The 19,815-nt window shown below is 67.8% G+C and carries 20 protein-coding genes; 6 read left to right on the plus strand and 14 right to left on the minus strand.

What is annotated here, in order from left to right:
• Positions 1–19 precede the first annotated feature (19 nt).
• The 5 genes from MYA_RS12730 to MYA_RS12750 form a co-directional block, all read right to left on the minus strand.
• On the minus strand, positions 20–544 hold the full coding sequence (locus tag MYA_RS12730) for an O-acetyl-ADP-ribose deacetylase (RefSeq protein ID WP_014723698.1): 525 nt from the start codon (positions 542–544) through the stop codon (positions 20–22).
• A 121-nt stretch (positions 545–665) separates the two neighbouring features.
• On the minus strand, positions 666–1,664 hold the full coding sequence (locus MYA_RS12735; RefSeq protein WP_014723699.1) for an NAD(P)H-dependent glycerol-3-phosphate dehydrogenase: 999 nt from the start codon (positions 1,662–1,664) through the stop codon (positions 666–668).
• Positions 1,665–1,690: 26 nt separating this feature from the next.
• Complete coding sequence (secB, locus tag MYA_RS12740; RefSeq protein WP_011658008.1) at positions 1,691–2,170, minus strand: protein-export chaperone SecB; 480 nt, start codon at positions 2,168–2,170, stop codon at positions 1,691–1,693.
• Between the two features lie 108 nt (positions 2,171–2,278).
• Positions 2,279–2,539 carry a glutaredoxin 3 gene (gene grxC / locus MYA_RS12745; RefSeq protein ID WP_011886111.1) on the minus strand — a complete coding sequence of 87 codons (261 nt, stop codon included), beginning with the start codon at positions 2,537–2,539 and terminating at the stop codon, positions 2,279–2,281.
• On the minus strand, positions 2,536–2,958 hold the full coding sequence (locus MYA_RS12750; protein ID WP_014723700.1) for a rhodanese-like domain-containing protein: 423 nt from the start codon (positions 2,956–2,958) through the stop codon (positions 2,536–2,538). The genes grxC and MYA_RS12750 overlap by 4 nt, the downstream gene beginning before the upstream one ends.
• Before the next feature lie 145 nt (positions 2,959–3,103).
• Here MYA_RS12750 and gpmA point away from each other — a divergent pair, with 145 nt between their 5' ends.
• The 3 genes from gpmA (at position 3,104) to MYA_RS12765 (ending at position 6,509) form a co-directional block, all read left to right on the plus strand.
• Positions 3,104–3,850 (plus strand): 2,3-diphosphoglycerate-dependent phosphoglycerate mutase, encoded by a 747-nt coding sequence (gpmA, locus tag MYA_RS12755; RefSeq protein WP_011886113.1) that lies wholly within the window; start codon positions 3,104–3,106, stop codon positions 3,848–3,850.
• Positions 3,851–4,087: 237 nt separating this feature from the next.
• The gene (locus MYA_RS12760) at positions 4,088–5,629 is read left to right on the plus strand and encodes a S41 family peptidase (protein ID WP_011886114.1); all 1,542 of its coding nucleotides are present in this window, start codon (positions 4,088–4,090) and stop codon (positions 5,627–5,629) included.
• 127 nt (positions 5,630–5,756) lie between these two features.
• Positions 5,757–6,509, plus strand: coding sequence for a HesA/MoeB/ThiF family protein (locus MYA_RS12765; protein WP_014723701.1), 753 nt, complete (start codon positions 5,757–5,759; stop codon positions 6,507–6,509).
• A 71-nt stretch (positions 6,510–6,580) separates the two neighbouring features.
• Here MYA_RS12765 and ptsP read toward each other — a convergent pair whose 3' ends face one another.
• The 7 genes from ptsP to MYA_RS12800 form a co-directional block, all read right to left on the minus strand.
• On the minus strand, positions 6,581–8,353 hold the full coding sequence (gene ptsP, locus MYA_RS12770) for a phosphoenolpyruvate--protein phosphotransferase (RefSeq protein ID WP_014723702.1): 1,773 nt from the start codon (positions 8,351–8,353) through the stop codon (positions 6,581–6,583).
• Between the two features lie 199 nt (positions 8,354–8,552).
• A complete protein-coding gene (locus tag MYA_RS12775) occupies positions 8,553–8,822 on the minus strand; it encodes an HPr family phosphocarrier protein (protein ID WP_006477716.1) in 270 nt (89 codons plus the stop codon).
• 75 nt (positions 8,823–8,897) lie between these two features.
• A complete protein-coding gene (locus MYA_RS12780) occupies positions 8,898–9,368 on the minus strand; it encodes a PTS sugar transporter subunit IIA (protein ID WP_011886117.1) in 471 nt (156 codons plus the stop codon).
• Positions 9,369–9,579: 211 nt separating this feature from the next.
• Positions 9,580–10,536 carry a glutathione synthase gene (gene gshB, locus MYA_RS12785; protein WP_014723703.1) on the minus strand — a complete coding sequence of 319 codons (957 nt, stop codon included), beginning with the start codon at positions 10,534–10,536 and terminating at the stop codon, positions 9,580–9,582.
• 25 nt (positions 10,537–10,561) lie between these two features.
• A complete protein-coding gene (gene gshA, locus MYA_RS12790) occupies positions 10,562–11,851 on the minus strand; it encodes a glutamate--cysteine ligase (RefSeq protein ID WP_014723704.1) in 1,290 nt (429 codons plus the stop codon).
• A 243-nt stretch (positions 11,852–12,094) separates the two neighbouring features.
• Positions 12,095–13,609 carry an ammonium transporter gene (locus MYA_RS12795; RefSeq protein ID WP_014723706.1) on the minus strand — a complete coding sequence of 505 codons (1,515 nt, stop codon included), beginning with the start codon at positions 13,607–13,609 and terminating at the stop codon, positions 12,095–12,097.
• Between the two features lie 33 nt (positions 13,610–13,642).
• Positions 13,643–13,981, minus strand: a complete 339-nt coding sequence (locus tag MYA_RS12800; protein WP_006398175.1) for a P-II family nitrogen regulator — start codon at positions 13,979–13,981, stop codon at positions 13,643–13,645.
• A gap of 358 nt (positions 13,982–14,339) precedes the next feature.
• On the opposite strand from MYA_RS12800, the gene MYA_RS12805 reads away from it, so the two are divergent.
• Positions 14,340–14,591, plus strand: coding sequence for an accessory factor UbiK family protein (locus MYA_RS12805; RefSeq protein WP_011886121.1), 252 nt, complete (start codon positions 14,340–14,342; stop codon positions 14,589–14,591).
• 368 nt (positions 14,592–14,959) lie between these two features.
• The gene (locus tag MYA_RS12810; protein ID WP_041493896.1) at positions 14,960–16,744 is read left to right on the plus strand and encodes a YifB family Mg chelatase-like AAA ATPase; all 1,785 of its coding nucleotides are present in this window, start codon (positions 14,960–14,962) and stop codon (positions 16,742–16,744) included.
• Between the two features lie 322 nt (positions 16,745–17,066).
• Here the strand turns inward: MYA_RS12810 and MYA_RS12815 are convergent, their stop codons facing one another.
• Entirely contained in the window at positions 17,067–17,639 is a 573-nt protein-coding gene (locus tag MYA_RS12815) for a hypothetical protein (protein WP_014723708.1), read from the minus strand.
• Between the two features lie 162 nt (positions 17,640–17,801).
• Between MYA_RS12815 and MYA_RS12820 the strand changes: the two genes are divergently transcribed.
• Positions 17,802–18,338, plus strand: coding sequence for a peroxiredoxin family protein (locus tag MYA_RS12820; protein ID WP_011886124.1), 537 nt, complete (start codon positions 17,802–17,804; stop codon positions 18,336–18,338).
• A 103-nt stretch (positions 18,339–18,441) separates the two neighbouring features.
• Here the strand turns inward: MYA_RS12820 and MYA_RS12825 are convergent, their stop codons facing one another.
• Positions 18,442–19,797: a sigma-54-dependent transcriptional regulator gene (locus MYA_RS12825; protein WP_011886125.1), complete on the minus strand. Its 1,356-nt coding sequence runs from the start codon at positions 19,795–19,797 to the stop codon at positions 18,442–18,444.
• Positions 19,798–19,815 lie beyond the last annotated feature (18 nt).

A 19,815-nucleotide genomic window follows, 5' to 3' on the forward strand; every position in this document is an offset into this window, starting at 1 on the left:
ACGGCGGCGCGCGGCCGCGCTAGATGCGCGCGAGCCGCGCGCGATAGAGGTCGTAGATGTCCGGCGCAAAGCACGCGAACACCACACGTGCGAGGTTCGGCGCCTGCGGCAGCATGTCGATTACCGTGCCGACCGCGATGTCGACGGCGTCTTCAGCCGGATAGCGGTACACGCCGCAACTGATCGCCGGAAACGCGATCGACGTCGCGGCGACTTCTTCGGCGAGTTCGATGGCGCGCCGGTAGCACGACGCGAGCAGCTCGGGCTCGCCGCGCGCACCGCCGTACCAGACGGGGCCGACCGCATGAATCACGTAGCGCGCCGGCAGCCCGTGCCCGCGCGTGAGCTTCGCGTCGCCGGTCGCACAGCCGCCGAGCGTACGGCATTCGGCCAGCAGCCCGGGGCCGGCCGCGCGATGGATCGCGCCGTCGACGCCGCCGCCGCCGAGCAACGAGCCGTTCGCGGCGTTGACGATCGCGTCGACGTCGAGCGTGGTGATGTCGACGAGTTGCGCGTCGAGCGCGGTGGAACCGATCTGCAGCATGACGCTCTCCCGAAAGCTATGGCGACGGTTCGAGCGTAATGCGCTTTCGCGCCGCGCGCGTTGCGCGAAGGCACGCGGGCGCGAGAACGGCGCGCTGCGCCCGCACCGACGCGTTAGCGCGTCATTCGGCGCGCGCGTCGCGGCGCAGCAGCCCGCTCACCGCATCGCGCGGTGCGACGCCGTCGAACAGCACGCCGCACACGGCCTCGGTGATCGGCATTTCGATCGCGTGTGCGTGCGCGAGTGCGAGCACCGCCTGCGCGCAGCGCACGCCTTCGGCCACGTGGCCGAGCGCGCCGAGGATGTCGGCCAGCGAGCGGCCGGACGCCAGTTGCAGCCCGACCGTGCGATTGCGCGACAGGTCGCCCGTCGCGGTGAGGATCAGGTCGCCGAGGCCCGTGAGGCCCGTGAAGGTTTCCGCCCGGCCGCCGAGCGCCACGCCGAGGCGCGACATTTCGGCGAGGCCGCGCGTGATCAGCGCGGCGCGCGCATTGAGCCCGAGCCCGAGGCCGTCGGCGATGCCGGTGGCGATCGCCAGCACGTTCTTCACCGCGCCGCCGACCTCGACGCCGACCACGTCGTCGCCCGTATAGATCCGCATCGCGCCGTGATGGAACGCCGCAAGCGTGCGCTTGCGGCACGCGGCCGACGCGCTGGCGACCGTCAACGCGACCGGCAGCCCGAGCCCGACCTCGCGGGCGAAGCTCGGCCCCGACAGCACGCCGTTGCTGCGCTGCTCGGGCAGCTCGGCCGCGATCACCTGGTGCGGCAGCAGATGCGTGTCGGCCTCGAAGCCCTTGCACACCCACACCACGTGCGCCGGTACGCAGCGCGCGTCGCGCATTGCGCGCAACAGCGTGCGCAGCCCGGCCACCGGCGCGCCGATCACGCACAACGCGTCGTCAGCGGCGCCGTGCGCGAGCGCGGCGTCGAGATCGGCGTCGTAGCGCAGCGCATCGGGCAGCGCGATGCCTTCCAGATAGCGGGAATTTTCGTGCCGGGCCTGTAGCCCGGCGATCAGCGCGGCGTCGCGCGCCCAGAGAAGCGTATCGTGCCGCGCGGCCAGATGGCCCGCGAGCGCGGTGCCCCAGGCACCGGCGCCGAGAACGGCTACTTTCATACCCAGCACCGGTCCGGAGTGAAACGTCAGTTCAGCGTCGTGCCGTTCGGCGCGCCGGCCGCACCGGCCTGCTGCTGAAGCTGCGCGAGACGCTGCTCGTACAGCGCCTGGAAGTTGATTTCCGCGAGGTGAATCGGCGGGAAGCCCGCACGCGTGATCGCGTCGGCGATGTTCGAACGCAGGTACGGGAACAGGATCGTCGGGCAAGCGATGCCGACGAGCGGATCGAGCTGTTCGTCCGGAATGTTGCGGATGTCGAAAATACCGGCTTGCTTCGCTTCGATCAGGAACGCGACCTTGTCCTTGACCTTCGCGGTGACGGTGCCCGACACGACGACTTCGAACACGCTTTCCGCGAGGCGCTCCGCCTTGACGTCGACTTCGACTTCAACCGACGGCATGTCCTGCTCGAGGAAGATCGCCGGCGAATTCGGCTGCTCGAGCGACATATCCTTCAGGTAGACGCGCTGGATGTTGAAGAACGGTTGGTTTTCGACGTCGGACATGGTGTTTCCCTAAAAGTGGTGACGAGGCGGCCCGGCTCGATGCCGGCCGCCGCGGTTGGATCCTGCGCGCCAAGAGCCGCGGCGCGGCCGGCGGCCATTCTGCCCTAATCAGGCCGCTTGCAGAAGCGGCAACAGGCCGCCTTCGCGATCGAGCTTCGACAGATCGTCGTAACCGCCGACGTGGGTGTCGCCGATGTAGATCTGCGGCACCGTGCGGCGGCCCGTGCGCGTCATCATCTCCTCGCGGCGGGCCGGATCGCGGTCGATCAGCACCTTTTCGATCTGCTCGACGCCGCGCAGCTTCAGCAGACGCTCGGCCTGCATGCAATACGGACACACCTGCGTGCTGTACATCAGAACCTTGTTCACTTCGCCACTCCTTGTTTGACGACCGGCATCCCGGCCTGCTGCCACGCGGCGACGCCGCCTTCGAGCACGTGCACCTCGGCATAACCTGCCGCCTCGACCTCGCGCGCCGCCTTCTGCGACTGCTGGCCGTTCTGGCAGACGAGCAGCACCGGGGTGCTCTTGTTCTTGGCGATCTGCGCAATTTTCGCGCCGAGCTCGCCCGCGGCGATCTGGCGCGCCGACGGCAGATGGCCGGCGGCGAATTCGGGCACGGCGCGCAGGTCGATCACGACCGCGTTGCGGCGGTTGATGAGCTGCGTGGCTTCCGCAGCCGACAGGCCGCCGCGGCCGCGACGCAGCACGGGCCACGCGAGCAGGCCGCCGGAAACCAGCAGGATCGCGATGAGGGCCAAGTTCGTGTATTGAGTAAAGAACGTCACTGAATGCCGCCGGAAAGAGAAGAAAGAGAGAAATCGGGAAAGGACAATCCCGCCATTATAAAATAACCGTCTTGCGCGATGGCGGACCCCGATCGGGAGCCGCGCGACGCGCCCCGCTTCCCTATCACTACCGACCGCAAGATCCATGTACAAACTCGTTCTCATCCGCCACGGCGAATCGACGTGGAACAAGGAAAACCGCTTCACCGGCTGGGTCGACGTCGACCTGACCGAACAGGGCCGCAACGAAGCCTACCAGGCCGGCGCATTGCTCAAGGAGGCCGGCTACACGTTCGACATCGCGTACACGTCGGTGCTCAAGCGCGCGATCCGCACGCTGTGGCACGTGCAGGACAAGATGGACCTGATGTATCTGCCGGTCGTTCACTCGTGGCGCCTGAACGAGCGCCACTACGGCGCACTGTCGGGGCTGAACAAGGCCGAAACGGCCGCGAAGTTCGGCGACGACCAGGTCCTCGTCTGGCGCCGCAGCTACGACACGCCGCCGCCCGCGCTCGAGCCGACCGACGAACGCGCGCCGTTCAGCGATCCGCGCTACGCGAAGGTGCCGCGCGAGCAGCTGCCGCTCACCGAATGCCTGAAGGACACGGTCGCGCGCGTGCTGCCGCTGTGGAACGAGTCGATCGCGCCGGCCGTGCGCGCCGGCAAGCAGGTGCTGATCGCCGCGCACGGCAACTCGCTGCGCGCGCTGATCAAGTACCTCGACGGCATCTCGGACAGCGACATCGTCGGCCTGAACATCCCGAACGGCGTGCCGCTCGTCTATGAACTCGACGAGAACCTCAAGCCGATCCAGCATTACTACCTGGGCGACCAGGACGCGATCGCGAAGGCGCAGGCCGCCGTCGCAAAGCAAGGCAAGGCGGGCTGACGCCTGTCGCGCCGGGCGGCCCGCGCTGCGCGCGGCCCGCCCGGCGGGCGACGCGAACCTTTGCCGCCCCGGCGCTGTCGAAGCGGCTTTCGAACACCGCCGCGCGTGCGGCGGTACGGCGCCGGAGCCGCTTGGCACCGGTTTCGCACCGTTGCACTGAGTAATCGGACGAACAGTTATACTTGTCCGCTACATCCCCGCTACCGCCACGCGCTTCCCGACCGCACCAGACTCTCTATGCGAATGAAATTGAAGAACATCGGCCTGATTGCCGCGGGCCTCGCCACGGGCGTATTCGCCACGCTGCAGATTTCGGCGTCGGCCGAGCAGACGGCCACGGCGCCGCTTCCCCTCGACCAACTCCGTCTGTTCGCGGAAGTGTTCGGCCAGATCAAGCGCGAGTACGTCGAGCCGGTCGACGACAAGAAGCTGCTGACGGCGGCGATCAAGGGCATGGTGTCGAGCCTCGATCCGCACTCGTCGTTCCTCGACAAGACCGACTACGACGAGCTGCAGGAGCAGACCAAGGGCCGCTTCGCCGGCCTCGGCATCGAGATCTCGCAGGAAGACGGCCTCGTCAAGGTGATCTCGCCGATCGAGGACACGCCCGCGTTCCGCGCCGGCATCCGTCCGGGCGACCTGATCACCCGCATCAACGACAAGCCGGTGCGCGGCATGACGCTCGACAAGGCCGTCAAGCAGATGCGCGGCGAGCCGGGCACCAAGGTCACGCTGACGATCTTCCGCAAGAGCGACGACCGCACGTTCCCGGTCACGGTCACGCGCGCGATCATCAAGGTCCAGAGCGTCAAGATGAAGATGCTCGACCCGGGCTACGCCTACATCCGGATCACGAGCTTCCAGGAACGCACGACGCCCGACCTCGCCGCGAAGCTGCAGGACATCGCGCGTCAGCAGCCGAACCTGAAGGGCCTGATTCTCGATCTGCGCAACAACGGCGGCGGCCTGCTGCAGAGCGCGGTCGGCGTCGCCGGCGCGTTCCTGCCGCCGGATTCCGTCGTCGTATCGACCAACGGCCAGATCCCGGATTCGAAGCAGGTCTACCGCGACACCTACGACAACTACCGTCTGCCCTCGTTCGACGGCGATCCGCTGAAGAATCTGCCGCCGATCTTCAAGACCGTGCCGATGGTCGTGCTGACCAACGCGTATTCGGCGTCCGCGTCGGAAATCGTCGCCGGCGCGCTGCAGGATTCGAAGCGCGCGCAGATCATGGGCAAGACGACGTTCGGCAAGGGCTCGGTGCAGACGGTGCGCCCGATGACGGCCGACACGGCGCTGCGCCTGACGACCGCCTACTACTACACGCCGAGCGGCCGTTCGATCCAGAACAAGGGCATCACGCCCGACGTGCCGGTCGATCAGTACGCGGACGGCGATCCGGACGACGTGCTCGTGACGCGCGAGGTCGACTACACGAACCACCTCGCGAACACGCAGGACCCGAACGAGAAGAAGGAACAGGAAGAGCGCGAGCAACGCCGGATGGATCAGCTGCGCCTGCTCGAAGAGCAGAACGACAAGAAGACGCCGGAGCAACGCCAGAAGGATCGCGATCGCAAGCCGATCGAGTTCGGCAGCGCCGACGACTTCATGATGCAGCAGGCATTGAACAAGCTCGAAGGCAAGCCGGTGCAGGAATCGAAGTCGCTGCTCGCTGAAAGCACGACCAAGAGCCCGGCCGGCAAGGCCGCGTCCGCCGCGAAGGCGTCGGGCGCAAAGGCAGCCGCGCCGAAGCCGGCGTCCGCGCCGCAGTAAGCCTCGGCCGGCATCCGACGGGCCATCGCGGGAAGACCGCGATGGCCCGTTTTTCATGTGCGCCTAGAATACGCAGACAGACGCCAAGGCAAGCGCGCCGCCGCCGGCATGCGGCGCCCGACACTCCATGAACGACGATCAACTCCTTCGCTATTCCCGCCACATCCTCGTCGACGAAATCGGCATCGACGCGCAGCAGCGCTTTCTCGACGCGCATGCGCTCATCGTCGGCGCGGGCGGCCTGGGCTCACCGGCCGCGATGTATCTCGCGGCGTCCGGCGTCGGCACGATCACGCTGGCCGATGCCGACACCGTCGATCTCACCAACCTGCAGCGGCAGATCCTGCACGCGACGGCGTCGGTCGGCCGCAGCAAGGTCGAGTCGGGCCGCGACGCGCTCGTGCAGCTGAACCCGGAAGTGACGGTGCATGCGGCCGCGCTGCGCGCCGACGATGCATGGCTCGACGAACATGTGCCGCGTGCGAGCGTCGTGCTCGACTGCACCGACAATTTCGCGACGCGCCATGCGATCAACCGCGCGTGCGTCGCGCACGGCGTGCCGCTCGTGTCGGGCGCTGCGTTGCGCTTCGACGGCCAGATCAGCACGTTCGACTTCCGCGACGCGGCCGCGCCGTGCTATGCGTGCGTGTTTCCGGAAGACCAGCCGTTCGAGGAAGTCGCGTGCGCGACGATGGGCGTGTTCGCGCCGACGGTCGGGATCATCGGCGCGATGCAGGCCGCCGAGGCGCTGCGTGTGATCGGCGCGTTCGGCACGACGCTCAACGGCCGGCTGATGATGCTCGATTCGCTGCGGATGGAATGGACCACGATGAAGATCGCGCGGCAGGCCGACTGCCCGGTATGCGGCGGCCGGCACTGATTGCGTCATGCATGCGCCCGCGGGCGCCTGCATGACGTCGCGCCGCCATTGCAGGCGTGGCGACCTGCGGCCTAAGCCGCCGCGTCCGCGCGCGGCTCGGCGACCGCCAGGCGCTGGAGCGCCGCCTGCACTTCCTCCGGCTCGAACGCGGCCAGCACGTCGGCCGTCGGCTTCTCGAGCGCCTTCAGATGCGCCCGCAGGATCTCCTGCTTGACCACCAGCAACTGGCTGGGGTGCATCGAGAATTCCGTGAGCCCCATGCCGAGCAACAGACGCGTCAGCGCCGGATCGCCGGCCATTTCCCCGCATACCGACACCGCCACGCCCGCGCGCTTCGCCTCGCGCAGCGTATAGGCGATCAGATGCAGCACCGCCGGATGGAGCGGGTCGTACAGGTGCGCGACCGCGTTGTCCGCGCGATCGATCGCGAGCGTGTACTGGATCAGGTCGTTCGTGCCGATCGACAGGAAGTCGAAGCGCTTCAGGAACAGCGGCAGCGCGATCGCCGCGGCCGGAATCTCGATCATCGCGCCGACGCGCACGTTCGGATCGTACGCGAGCCCCGCATCGTCGAGCTGGCGCTTCGCCTCGCGGATCAGGTCGAGCGTCTGGTCGATCTCCTGCGCGTGGGCCAGCATCGGGATCAGGATCTTCACCTGCCCGAACGCGGACGCGCGCAGGATCGCGCGCAGTTGCGTGAGGAACATCTGCGGTTCGGACAGGCTCCAGCGGATCGCGCGCAGCCCGAGCGCCGGGTTCGGCGCCGTCTCGTAGCCTTCGTCGAGCGCCTCGAGTGGCTTGTCCGCGCCGACGTCGATCGTGCGGATCGTCACCGGCATGCCCTTCATCCATTCGACGGCGCGCTTGTACGCGGCGAACTGCTCCTCCTCCTCCGGCATCTGCTTCTGATGCATGAACAGGAACTCGGAGCGGAACAGGCCGACGCCAACGGCGCCTGCCTCGACGGCCGCCTTCGCGTCGTCGGGCAGCTCGATGTTCGCGTACAGGTCGATCTTGGTGCCGCACAGCGTTTGCGTCGGCGAGAACTTCAGCCGCTGCAGCTTGCGCTGCTCGAGCAGTTTCTCCGATTGCCGGTACGAATATTCCTCGAGGACGATCGGCGCCGGATCGACGATGACGATCCCCTGGTCGCCGTCCACGATGATCAGGTCGTCCTGGCGGATCAGCGCGCTCGCATGCTGGACGCCGACCGCGGCCGGAATGCCGAGGCTGCGCGCGACGATCGCCGTGTGCGACGTGCGGCCGCCGAGATCGGTGACGAAGGCCTGGAACGACTGCGACTTGAACTGCATCATGTCGGCCGGCGCGATGTCGTGCGCGACCACGATCATCTCGTTCTGGCCTTGCGCGGCGGCACGGTCGAGCGCCTGCGACGCCGACGGCGCGCCGGCCAGCGCCTTCAGCACCCGCTCGACGACCTGCTCGATGTCGGCCTTGCGCTCGCGCAGGTATTCGTCCTCGATGTCGTCGAAGTGACGCGTGAGCAGCTCGAGCTGCTCGGTCAGCGCCCATTCGACGTTGTAGCGTCGCGTGCGGACCAGGTCGATGGTCTCCTGCACGAGCATCGCATCGCTGAGGATCATCGCGTGGACGTCGATGAATGCGCCGACTTCGGTCGGCGTGTCGTCGGTCAGGTCGGCACGCAGCGCCTCGAGCTCGCGATGCACACCCTCGCGCGCCGCGCGAAAACGCTCGACCTCGGCATCGATCTGGCTCGTGTCGATCAGGTAATGGGCGACGTCGAGCGCCGCCGGCGCGATCAGATACGCTCGCCCGATCGCGATACCACGTGAGACGGGAATGCCATGCAGCGTGAAGGACACGCGCACCTCCTCTGTACATGAAAAGCCGCGGCACACTGCTGCGATGCGCTTATGACCCCGGTCAGCGATTATAAATTCCGCGCCTGCCCGCTGGCTGCGAGCAGTGCAGCATTGCACCTTCCGCATCAATGCCGCGCGCGAAAAAAATGCCGCGGGAAACGCGGCATTCTGCTCGGAAACGGCAACGATCCCGCGACGCTCACTGACCCTCGCCGAACTTGTCGGCGATCAGCTTCAGCAGCGCGTCCATCGCTTCGCGCTCGTCCGGACCTTCGGTCTCGATCGTGACCGTGCTGCCGATGCCGGCCGCCAGCATCATCACACCCATGATGCTCTTCGCATTGATCTTGCGCCCATTGCGCGTCATCCAGACTTCCGACTGGAAGTTGCCGGCCAGTTGCGTGAGCTTGGCCGATGCGCGCGCATGCAGCCCCAATTTGTTGACGATGGTGGTTTCTTGTTGAAGCATGATTCTCGGTCGGGTCGGTCGAGGCCGCCGGCGACGTGCCGTCGGCGGGTCAGTCTAAAACGTGAATACGGGGCGTCAGTGCGATTCCGTGCGCGGTTGCGGCTCGGGCGGAATCGGCGCGCACTGCCCGCAGCCGGCTTCGGACGGTGGCGGCGGCGTGCCGGCCGCCACTTCGTGGACGCCCTTCGCGCCGCCGGACAGCGCCTTGTCGACGAGCTTGTCGAGCGGCACGGAACGGTAGCAGACGGCGCGCACGAGCATCGGCAGATTCACGCCGGCCAGCACGCGCACGTTCTCAAGCTTCGCGAGCTGCCCGGCGATGTTCGCGGGCGTCGCACCGTACATGTCGGTGAGCACGACGACGCCGTTTTCTTCCCGCAGCCGTGCGAGCTCGGCATGCGCGAACGCCATCACCTGGGCGGGGTCGCTGTCGGCGAGTACGTCGATGCAGCCGATGCGTGCGGGCACGCCGCCGTAGATATGGGCGATGCAGTCGCGCAACGCGGTGGCGAGCGGCGCATGCGCGATGATCAGGATCCCGGCCATGTCAGACTGCCTCCGCCCCGTGGCGGGGCAACGAGCATAGCGAGTGGGGAAAACGTGTCATGTTCAGCCTTGCAACGGTTTCGGCCCGACCGCCGGGCCGTCGGCGCGCTGGTCGCGGCACCGGGCAGGCGGGCATTGTAGCAGGCCGGTCGAACCGCTCCGGCAGCGGTGGACCTGCGCGGCCGCCGCCGGGATTGCGCGCGAAAGCGGGCTACGCGGCCGCCCGCTCCAGCGCGTCGATGAACATCGCGGCGACGTCGAAGCCGGTCTGCTCCATGATCTCGCGAAAGCACGTCGGGCTCGTCACGTTCACCTCGGTCAGCCAGTCGCCGATCGCGTCGAGCCCGACCAGCAGCAGCCCGCGCGCGGCGAGCACCGGGCCGAGCGTCTCGGCGATCTCGCGATCGCGCGGCGTCAGCGGCTGCGCGACGCCGAGCCCGCCGGCCGCGAGATTGCCGCGCACCTCGCTGCCCTGCGGAATCCGCGCGAGCGAATACGGCACCGGCTCGCCCGCGATCAACAGGATGCGCTTGTCGCCGGCCTTGATCTCCGGAATGAACTTCTGAATCATCAGCGAGCGCGTGCCGTCATGGCCGAGCATCTCGATGATCGCGCCGAGGTTCATCCCGTCGGCCTTCACGCGGAACACGCCCATTCCGCCCATGCCGTCGAGCGGCTTCACGATCACGTCGCCGTGTTCGGCATGAAACGCACGCAGGCGCGCCGCGTCGCGCGTGACGAGGGTCGGCGCGACGAATTGCGGAAACTCGCCGATCGCGAGCTTCTCCGAATGATCGCGGATCGACTGCGGCTTGTTGAACACGTGTGCGCCCGCCCGTTCGGCGAGCTCGAGCATCCAGGTGGCCGTCACGTACTCCATGTCGAACGGTGGATCCTTGCGCATCAGCACCGCGCCGAACGACGTCAGCTGGCGCGACTCGTGCGCGGCCGCCTCGTACCACGGATGGCGATGCAGGTCGGCCGTGTCGCCGACGATCGTCACGCGCTGCACGTCGGCCTCGACGCCCGAGCCCGTCCACGCGAGCTGGTGCGGCTGACACATGTAGATCGCATGCCCGCGGCGCGCGGCCTCCGCCATCATCGCGTAGGTCGAGTCCTTGTAGATCTTGAAGCAATCGAGCGGGTCGGCGATAAAGAGAATGTCCATGCGGGTCCTGTACGTAGCGAAGCCGTTACACCTGGATGGCTTCGGGATCGGTCTTTTCGAGTTCGATCGACGCTGCGATCAGCGCCAGCCGTGCAACGACGCCGTACATGTAGAAGCGGTTCGGCGGCGCGGCGCCCGGCTTCGCGCCGGCATCCGGCAGCGCGGTGTGCTCGAAGCCGAGCGGCACGTAATGCATGCCCGGCGCGTTCAGGTTCTGGTCGCGCTCGCGGCCGCCGTGGGTGCGGTAGAAGCCGCCGACCACATAGCGGTCGATCATGTACACGACCGGCTCGGCGACTTCGTCGCCGACGCGCTCGAACGTATAGACGCCTTCCTGCACGATCACGTCGCGCACCGCGAGGCCGGCCTTCGACTCGGCCATCTGCGCGCGCTCGGCCTTCGACATGCGGCCGATCTCGGCCGCGTCGTGCACCGTCATCACGCCGCGTCCGGCGGTGCCCGCATCGGCCTTCACGACGACGTACGGCTTTTCGCTGATCCCGTATTCGCGGTACTTGCGCGCGATCTTCTTCAGCACGCTGTCGATCGCGTCGGCGAGCGCCTGCTCGCCTTCATGCGCCTGCCAGTCGACGCCTTCGACGTGCGCGAAGTACGGGTTCACCATCCACGGATCGACGCCGACCATCTTCGCGAACTTCTTCGCGACGTCGTCGTAGCACGAGAAGTGCGTCGACTTGCGGCGCACGGCCCAGCCGGCGTGCAGCGGCGGCAGCAGATACTGCTCGTGCAGGTTCTCCAGCACGGACGGAATCCCGGCCGACAGGTCGTTGTTCAACAGGATCGAGCACGGATCGAAATTCTTCAGGCCGAGGCGGCGCTGCGAGCGCTCGAGCGGCTCGAGCACGATCTTCTGGCCGTCGGCCAGCGTGATCGGCGTCATGTCGGTGATGCTCGGATCGAGCGAGCCGAAGCGCACGTTCAGGCCGGCCTGACGCATGATCGTCGCGAGCCGCGCGACGTTCTCGAGGTAGAACGCGTTGCGGGTCGGCAACTCGGGGATCACGAGCAGATTCTTGGCGTCCGGGCAGATCTTCTCGATCGCGGCCATCGCGGCCTGGACGGCGAGCGGCAGCACTTCGGACGGCAGGTTGTTGAATGCGCCGGGGAACAGGTTCGCGTCGACGGGCGCCAGCTTGAAGCCGGCGTTGCGCAGGTCCACCGAACAATAGAACGGCGGCGTGTGTTCCTGCCATTCGAGCCTGAACCAGCGTTCGATTGCAGGCGTCGCGTCGAGGATCTTCTGCTCGAGCTCGAGCAGCGGACCATTCAACGCAGTAACCAGGTGGGGAACCATGAATCACTCGCGAGCGGGAGAATGAAGATTGTAGAGCAATTGCCTTGCCCATTTGGGGATTGTTCCCGGCTTCACAAGGATTTGGAGGGGAGATTTCGGCTATTGACCCGATAGTCTGCAGGGTTATGCGCTACGGCAGCGCACGACAGGAGAAAAAAAGCCCGCCGGGTGGGCGGGCTGAAGTCGCTGCGCTCATTCGGGGCGGGCACCGCATGCGTGGCGGCCCGCCGTCATTCGTACGACTTACTCGACGTGTTCGCCGTGCAGGATCACGTCCAGACCTTCGCGCTCTTCCTCTTCGGTCACGCGCAGGCCGATCGTCATGTCGATCAGCTTCAGCAGCACGAAGCTCAGCACGCCGCTGTAGACCAGCGTGATCAGCACGCCCTTCGCCTGCAGCAGCAGGCTGCCGTCCGCGCCGCCGATGTCCTTGACCGCGAACACGCCGGTCAGCAGTGCGCCGAGGATCCCGCCCACGCCGTGTACGCCGAATGCGTCGAGCGAATCGTCGTAGCCGAGCTTCGACTTGAGCCACGTGGCCGACCAGAAGCACACGACGCCGGCCGCGATGCCGATCACCAGTGCGCCCGTCACGCCGACGAAGCCGGCTGCCGGCGTGATCGCCACCAGACCCGCGACCGCGCCCGACACGATGCCGAGCACCGACGGCTTGCCCTTCGCGACCCACTCCGCGAACATCCAGCCGAGCGCCGCACATGCCGTCGCGACTTGCGTCGTCAGCATCGCGAAGCCGGCACGGCCGTCAGCCGCGACTGCCGAACCCGCGTTGAAACCGAACCAGCCGACCCAAAGCATCGAGCCGCCGATCATCGTCAGCACCAGGTTGTGCGGCGCCATCGATTCGCGGCCGTAGCCGACGCGCTTGCCGAGCACCAGGCACGAGATCAGGCCTGCGATACCGGCGTTGATGTGCACCACCGTGCCGCCCGCGAAGTCGAGCACGCCGTCTGCCGACAGCCAGCCGGTCGGCTCCCACACCATGTGCGCGATCGGCACATAGACGATCAGCGACCAGAGCGCCATGAACACCAGCATCGCGGAGAACTTCATCCGGTCGGCGAACGCGCCGCAGATCAGCGCCGGCGTGATGATCGCGAACGTCATCTGATAGACGAAGTAGACCGACTCGGGGATCGTCGTGGCAAGATGGCTGACGGTCAGCGTGGTCGCCTTGTCGCCCTTGATGTAATTCATCCCGTGCAGGAACACGCGCGACAGGCCGCCGATGAAGCCGTTGCCCGGCGTGAACGCGAGGCTGTAGCCCACCACCGTCCACAGCACCGTGATCAGCGCGGTGATCGCGAAGCTCTGCATCACGGTCGCGAGCACGTTCTTCTTGCGGACCATGCCCGCGTAGAACAGCGCGAGGCCGGGGATCGTCATGAACAGCACGAGCGCGGAGGAGGTGAGCATCCACGCGGTGTCGCCGGCGCTGATCTTCGACGAATCGACGGAGAACGGTGCGGTCGGCGCTGCCGGGGCGGCGGGCGCGGACGCGGCGGCGGCAGCCGATGCGTCGGCAGCGCCCGAAGCGGGTGCGGTGGCGGCGGCGGGCGCCGAGGCGTCCGTGGCGGCCGGAGCAGAAGCGGCCGGCGCGGCGGCGGCCGACGCGTCGGAAGCCGTGGCGGCAGGCGCGGACGCAGCGGCGGCGGAGGCCGCATCGTCAGCAAGCGCGGGGCCGACACCGGCCGCGATCAGCGAGCCTGCCATCAGCAGGGACATCAGAAGTTTGCGCATCTCGGGTTTCCTCTTGTCGCTTGTCTTTGTCTGTTACAGCGCGTCAGCGCCTGTCTCCCCGGTCCGGATCCGGATCACCTGCTCGATCGGCGTGACGAAGATCTTCCCGTCGCCGATCTTGCCGGTGCGTGCGGCCCGCTCGATCGCCTCGACGGCCTGGTCGACCAGATCGTCGGACACCGCGGCCTCGATCTTCATCTTCGGCAGGAAATCGACGACGTACTCCGCGCCGCGGTACAGCTCGGTGTGCCCCTTCTGGCGCCCGAACCCTTTCACCTCCGTCACCGTGATGCCGGAGACGCCAAGCGCGGAGAGCGCCTCGCGCGTCTCATCGAGCTTGAACGGCTTGATGATTGCGGTAATGAGTTTCATGAAAGTCCTCTCGCTGGGTTGTCCCGTCGAATTGGTTTGGAATGTTGTAACGGTTCTCTCCTCAGCAACTCGCATGCCATGTTTGCGTGAGCGCCGGTTCGAACGGCTCCGGAGCGGGGTCGCACCAGCCGTTGAAAGGTCCGCGAGCCCGGCCGAATGGCCAACGTGGCGCGGTTTGCTGGCGCACCGAAAGGATCGTTGCTAGAGTGCACGCACGTCCCGGTTTCCCGGGCCATTCACCCATGCGGGCGCCATGCCCGGAATTCGCGCCGCCGGCGCACCATTTCCGGTCATGCGTGCATCATGGGCACGTACGCAACTGAAGATGCACACTTTTTGTGCAACGAAGGGGAATCACATGAAACAACCCAGCGATGTTTTCAACGACCTGCAGTCGCGCGTCGGCGACCTGCTGAAAAACTCGCCGGCCAAGGATGTCGAGCGCAACGTGAAGGCGATGCTGACGCAAGGCTTCTCGAAGCTCGATCTCGTCACGCGCGAGGAATTCGACACCCAGGCGCAGGTGCTCGCCCGCACCCGCGTGCGTCTCGAGGAGCTCGAGAAGCGCGTCGCGGAACTCGAGTCGAGGCTCGCGGCGTCGCAGGACTGACGCGCCGCACCGGCTGACCGGCCGGGCGCGGGCCGCTTCGCGTGGCGCTCGCCCGCGCCGGTAGCACCGGCGAGCGGTCCGGGGAGGTTTGCACTGCCTGCTGTTCGCTGTCCTATGCTGTTCGTCGGGTTCTGCTGGCCTTAGATCTTCGCTGTTCGTCGCTCTTCGCTGTCCTTCGCTCTTCGCTGTCCTTCGCTCTTCGCCGTCCTTCGCTCTTCGCTGTCCCTCGCTCTTCGCGGTCCTTCGTTCTTCGCAGTTCATCGTTTTTTTCCGCGCCACGCCGGCACGCGCGCCCTGACTCTCCGATTTCCGAAGGCAGGCGGCCTCGCACGCCCGTAGCCGTCCGATTCATACACAGGAGCCTCGCCATGTCGCTCGCCGTGGTGCGCAGTCGCGCGCCGGCGGCCGGCCGCGCGCCGGACGTCACCGTCGAAGTCCATCTTGCCAACGGGTTGCCGTCGTTCTCGATCGTCGGCCTGCCCGACGTCGAAGTCCGCGAAAGCCGCGAGCGCGTGCGCGCCGCGCTGCAGAACTGCGGATTCGACTTCCCGGTCAGGCGCATCACCGTCAATCTCGCACCGGCCGACCTGCCGAAAGAATCCGGCCGCTTCGACCTGCCCATCGCGCTCGGCATTCTCGCGGCCAACGGCCAGATCCCGGTCGACGCGCTGGCTGGCCGCGAATTCGCCGGTGAGCTGTCGCTGACCGGCGCGCTGCGGCCGATGCGCGGTGCGTTCGCGATGGCCTGCGGCACGGCGCGCGACGGACGCGCCGACGCAACCCGCGATGGTTTCGGTTCTGGCTCTGGCTCTGGCTCTGGCTCTGGCTCTGGCTCTGGCTCTGGCTCTGGCTCTGGCTCTGGCTCTGGCTCTGGCTCTGGCTCTGGCTCTGGCTCTGGCTCTGGCTCTGGCTCTGGCTCTGGCTCCGGCTCTGGCTCTGGCTCCGGCTCCGGTGCCGGCTTCGGCACAGGCGCCTGCTCAGGCTCCGACTCAAACTCCGCCGCCAATACCGCACCCGAACCCCACGCGCGAGCGCCGGAGCTCTACCTACCGTTCGACAGCGCCGCCGAGGCTGCGCTCGTACCGGGCGTCATCGTGTACGGCGCCCCCGACCTGCCCACGCTCTGCGCGCACCTCTCCGGTGCGCCCGACGCGCGACTCGTGCCGGTCGCGGCGCCGTGCGTCGACGGCTTGCCGGCACCGGCCGCGCCTGATCTCGCCGACGTCGTCGGCCAGCGGGGCGCACGACGCGCGCTCGAAGTGGCCGCCGCGGGCGGCCACCACATACTGATGATCGGTCCGCCCGGCGCCGGCAAGTCGATGCTGGCAGCGCGGCTGCCCGGCCTGCTGCCCCCACTGACCGACGACGAGGCGCTGACCTCCGCCGCGCTGCTGTCGGCGAGCCGCCTCGGCTTCTCGCCCGCGCACTGGCGGCGGCGGCCGTTCCGCTCGCCGCACCACTCGTCGAGCGCCGCCGCGCTGGTCGGCGGCCGCAATCCGCCGCAGCCGGGCGAGATCACGCTGGCCCATCTGGGCGTGCTGTTTCTCGACGAGCTGCCCGAATTCGACCGGCACGTGCTGGAAATGTTGCGCGAGCCGCTCGAAGGCGGCCGCATCACGATCTCGCGCGCTGCGCAGCAAGCCGATTTTCCCGCCGCCTGTCAGCTGATCGCCGCGATGAACCCCTGCCCGTGCGGCTGGCACGGCGATCCTTCCGGACGCTGCCGCTGCGCACCGGACGTCGCGACGCGCTATCTGCGCAAGCTGTCCGGGCCGCTGCTCGATCGCATCGACATCCAGATCGACGTGCCCGCGCTGTCGGTGGCCGAACTCGCGGCGCGCGCGTCGGCGCCCGGCGAGCCGAGCGCCGTGGTCGCCGAGCGCGTCGCGCGGGCGCGCGCCGTGCAACTGGCGCGGCAGGGCAAGACGAACCACATGCTGAGCGGCCGCGAGACCGACGACCTGTGCCGCCCGACCGACGACGGCGAGCGGCTGTTGCGCGAGGCCGGCGAGCGCTTCGGCTGGTCGGCGCGCGCGTATTTCCGCGTGCTGAAGGTCGCCCGCACGATCGCCGATCTGGCCGGCGATCCGTCCCCGACGGCCGCGCAGATCGCCGAGGCGATCCGCTACCGGCGCGCGCTCACCGCGCTGTGAGCGCGGCCCGATCACAAAATTGCGCTGTCAAGACTTGACTTATGCACAATTTCGCGAATCCAGCCGGGCCACGGGCAGCGCCGGCAACCGTGTCATCACTCGTCGCTATCTCTTTGTTTCCATTGAATTTTACGAAACGGCGCGGCGAAGCCCAAATGCGCGTGAAGGCCGCCCGGTGCGGCTTCGCGGGCAATCCGGTCAACTTTTCAACAAAGTTATCCACATGCGCTGTGGATAGCCGGAAAATCCCCGCAAAATCCGGCGATTAGCGGCGAAAGCTGCGAACGAACTTTCAATCGCGGCGGGTGTCCGCGCGTCGGCTTCAGTCGAGTTTGAACGAGCCGAAAAATTGATCGAGCTGTTCCTGCGCGAGCGGGCCGTCCATGATCACGACCGCCTGGTATGCGTGGCGGCCGCGCGCGGCGAGCCGCGCGACGATCGTCCGGCGCGCGTGGTCGCCGCCGCTCGCCGCGCCGGCGATGCGCAACTCGAGCCCGTCCACCGCGCCGCCCGCCGCGAGCGGCACGCGCACGGCGGCCGTGGCCGGCGTGCCGTCGAGGTTGCGCGACAGCCCGGCGCGCAGGAATTCGAGCGCCGCACGGCGGGTCTCTTCACGCTCGTCCGGCAGCGTCAGCGTGCCGACCGCGAACACCGCGCCGGCCACATGCGCAGCCTGCATCCGCATGGGCATCGTCGCGCCGCCCACCGCCACCGGCTGGTTTTCGACGGTCGGCTTCGCCGGCAGGTCGATCGTATAACCCGCGTCGTTGTGCAGCGTGCGCCAGTCATACGACGGCGAGCACGCGGCCAGCACGACGCTCACGCATGCAAGCGCCGCGCAGTGTCGCAGCGGACGAAAAAAGGGGCTCGACGAATCGGCGGCGTGCTTCGGCATGGCAGTGATGGGGACAGGCGAAACGCGTATTATCCGCCGAAGCCGGCGGCCGACACGCGTAGCGGCGGCCGGTGCGCCAGCCGCATTCGCGCTAGAATGATCGCCGAATTTCGCCGTCCTTCGCATCGATCCGCATCATCGACCGACTCCGAGAGCACCCAGATGAACACCACGCCTTCCGCCCAACGCCGCACCGGCCGCGCCCGCTATATCGCCGCGGCCGTCGTCGTCGCGGCCATCGCCGTTGCCGGCTTCTTCGCGTTCAACGGCAAGTCCACCGTGCCGGACGCCACCTTCACGCTGCTGTCGGGCCAAAAGGTGTCGACCGGCGGCGACCTGAAGGGCAAGGTCTACCTCGTCAATTTCTGGGCGACGAGCTGCGCCACCTGCATGCAGGAAATGCCGCAGATGGTCGATACCTATAACCGTTTCAAGGGCCAGGGGCTCGAATTCGTCGCGGTCGCGATGAACTACGACCCGCCGATGTACGTCGCGAACTATGCACAGACGCGCCAGCTGCCGTTCAAGGTCGCGCTGGACGACGGCAGCGTCGCCAAGCAGTTCGGCAACGTGCAGCTGACGCCGACGACCTTCGTCGTCGACAAGGACGGCAAGATCCTGAAGCGCTACGTCGGCGCGCCGCAATTCGCGGAGCTCGACGCACTGCTCAAGAAGGCGCTCGACGGCAACGCGGCCTGAGCGCCGCCCCACCCGAACCGAACGACCGCGCCGCCCACGGCGCGCAGCTCGCCAGAGCGGACCGCCCGACCGGCCAGCCCGGTTCCGCGGTCCGCTTTCATTTTCAGCGGTCGGTGTCGCCCTTCGCCGACAGCCCGTAGCGCTTCATCTTCTCGTACAGCGTCGCCTTGCCGACATGCAGCCGGTCGGCCGTCGCCGCGACCGCCCCGCCCGTCTGGTTCAGCGCCTGCGCGATCACCGCGCGCTCGAACTGCTCGACGCGCTCCTTCAGCGTCTGGTCGTGCTCCGCGTCGTCGTCGCTCGCCCCGGATTGCTCGGGCATGTCGGCGACGCCGAGCACGAAGCGGTCGGCCGCGTTGCGCAGCTCGCGTACGTTGCCGGGCCAGTCGCGCTGCATCAGGCTCGCGCGCTGGCGGTCGGTCAGCACGGGCGCCGGCCGCCCGTAGCGCACGGCCGCGTCGAGCATGAAGTGCTCGAACAGCGGCACGATGTCCTCGCGACGCTCGGCGAGCGGCGGCAGCGCGATCGTCACGACGTTGAGCCGGTACAGCAGGTCGCGCCGGAACGTGCCGGCCGCGACGAGTTCGCTCATGTCGCCCTTCGCGGCCGCGACGACGCGGCAGTTCACGCGGATCGGCTGGTTCGAGCCGAGCCGCTCGAGCACGCCGTCCTGCAGCACGCGCAGCAGCTTCACCTGCAGCGCGAGCGGCATGCTCTCGATCTCGTCGAGAAACAGCGTGCCGCCGGACGCGTATTCGAGCTTGCCGACGCGGCGCTTCGCGGCGCCGGTGAACGCCCCCGACTCGTAGCCGAACATCTCCGACTCGAACATCGGCTCGGGCAGCGCGCCGCAGTTCACCGCGATGAACGGCTTGTCGCGGCGCGGCGACAGCTCGTGCAGGCTGCGCGCGATCAGCTCCTTGCCGGCGCCCGTGTCGCCGTTGATCAGCACCGACGCATCGGTCGGCGCGACGTTCGCGATCAGCTTGCGCACCTGTTCGATCGCCGGGCTGCGGCCGATGATGCGCGGCGCGACGATGTTCTGGCCGGCCAGCTCGCGCCGCAGCGCATGGTTCTCGAGCACCAGCTCGCGCCGCTCGAGCGCGCGCCGCACCGTCTCGATCAGCCGCTCGGCCGCGAAGGGCTTTTCGATGAAATCGTAGGCGCCGTCGCGCATCGCCTGCACGGCCATCGAGATGTCGCCGTGGCCGGTGACGAGGATCACCGGCACGTCCGGGACGCGCTCGCGGCACTGCGCGAGCAGGTCGAGCCCGCTCGCGCCGGGCAGCCGGATATCGCTGACGATCACGCCGGCGTTCTCCGCGACGAGCGCCTTGTCGGCCGCCTCGGCCGACTCGAACCCGGCGACGTCGAACCCGGCGAGCTGCAGGCTCTGCACGCTCGCCCGGCGCACGAGCGCATCGTCTTCGATATAGATCACTTGCAGCCGGTTGGCCATCTTGGTCACTCGCTCCTG

Source organism: Burkholderia sp. KJ006, assembly GCF_000262695.1.
Lineage (GTDB): Bacteria > Pseudomonadota > Gammaproteobacteria > Burkholderiales > Burkholderiaceae > Burkholderia > Burkholderia vietnamiensis.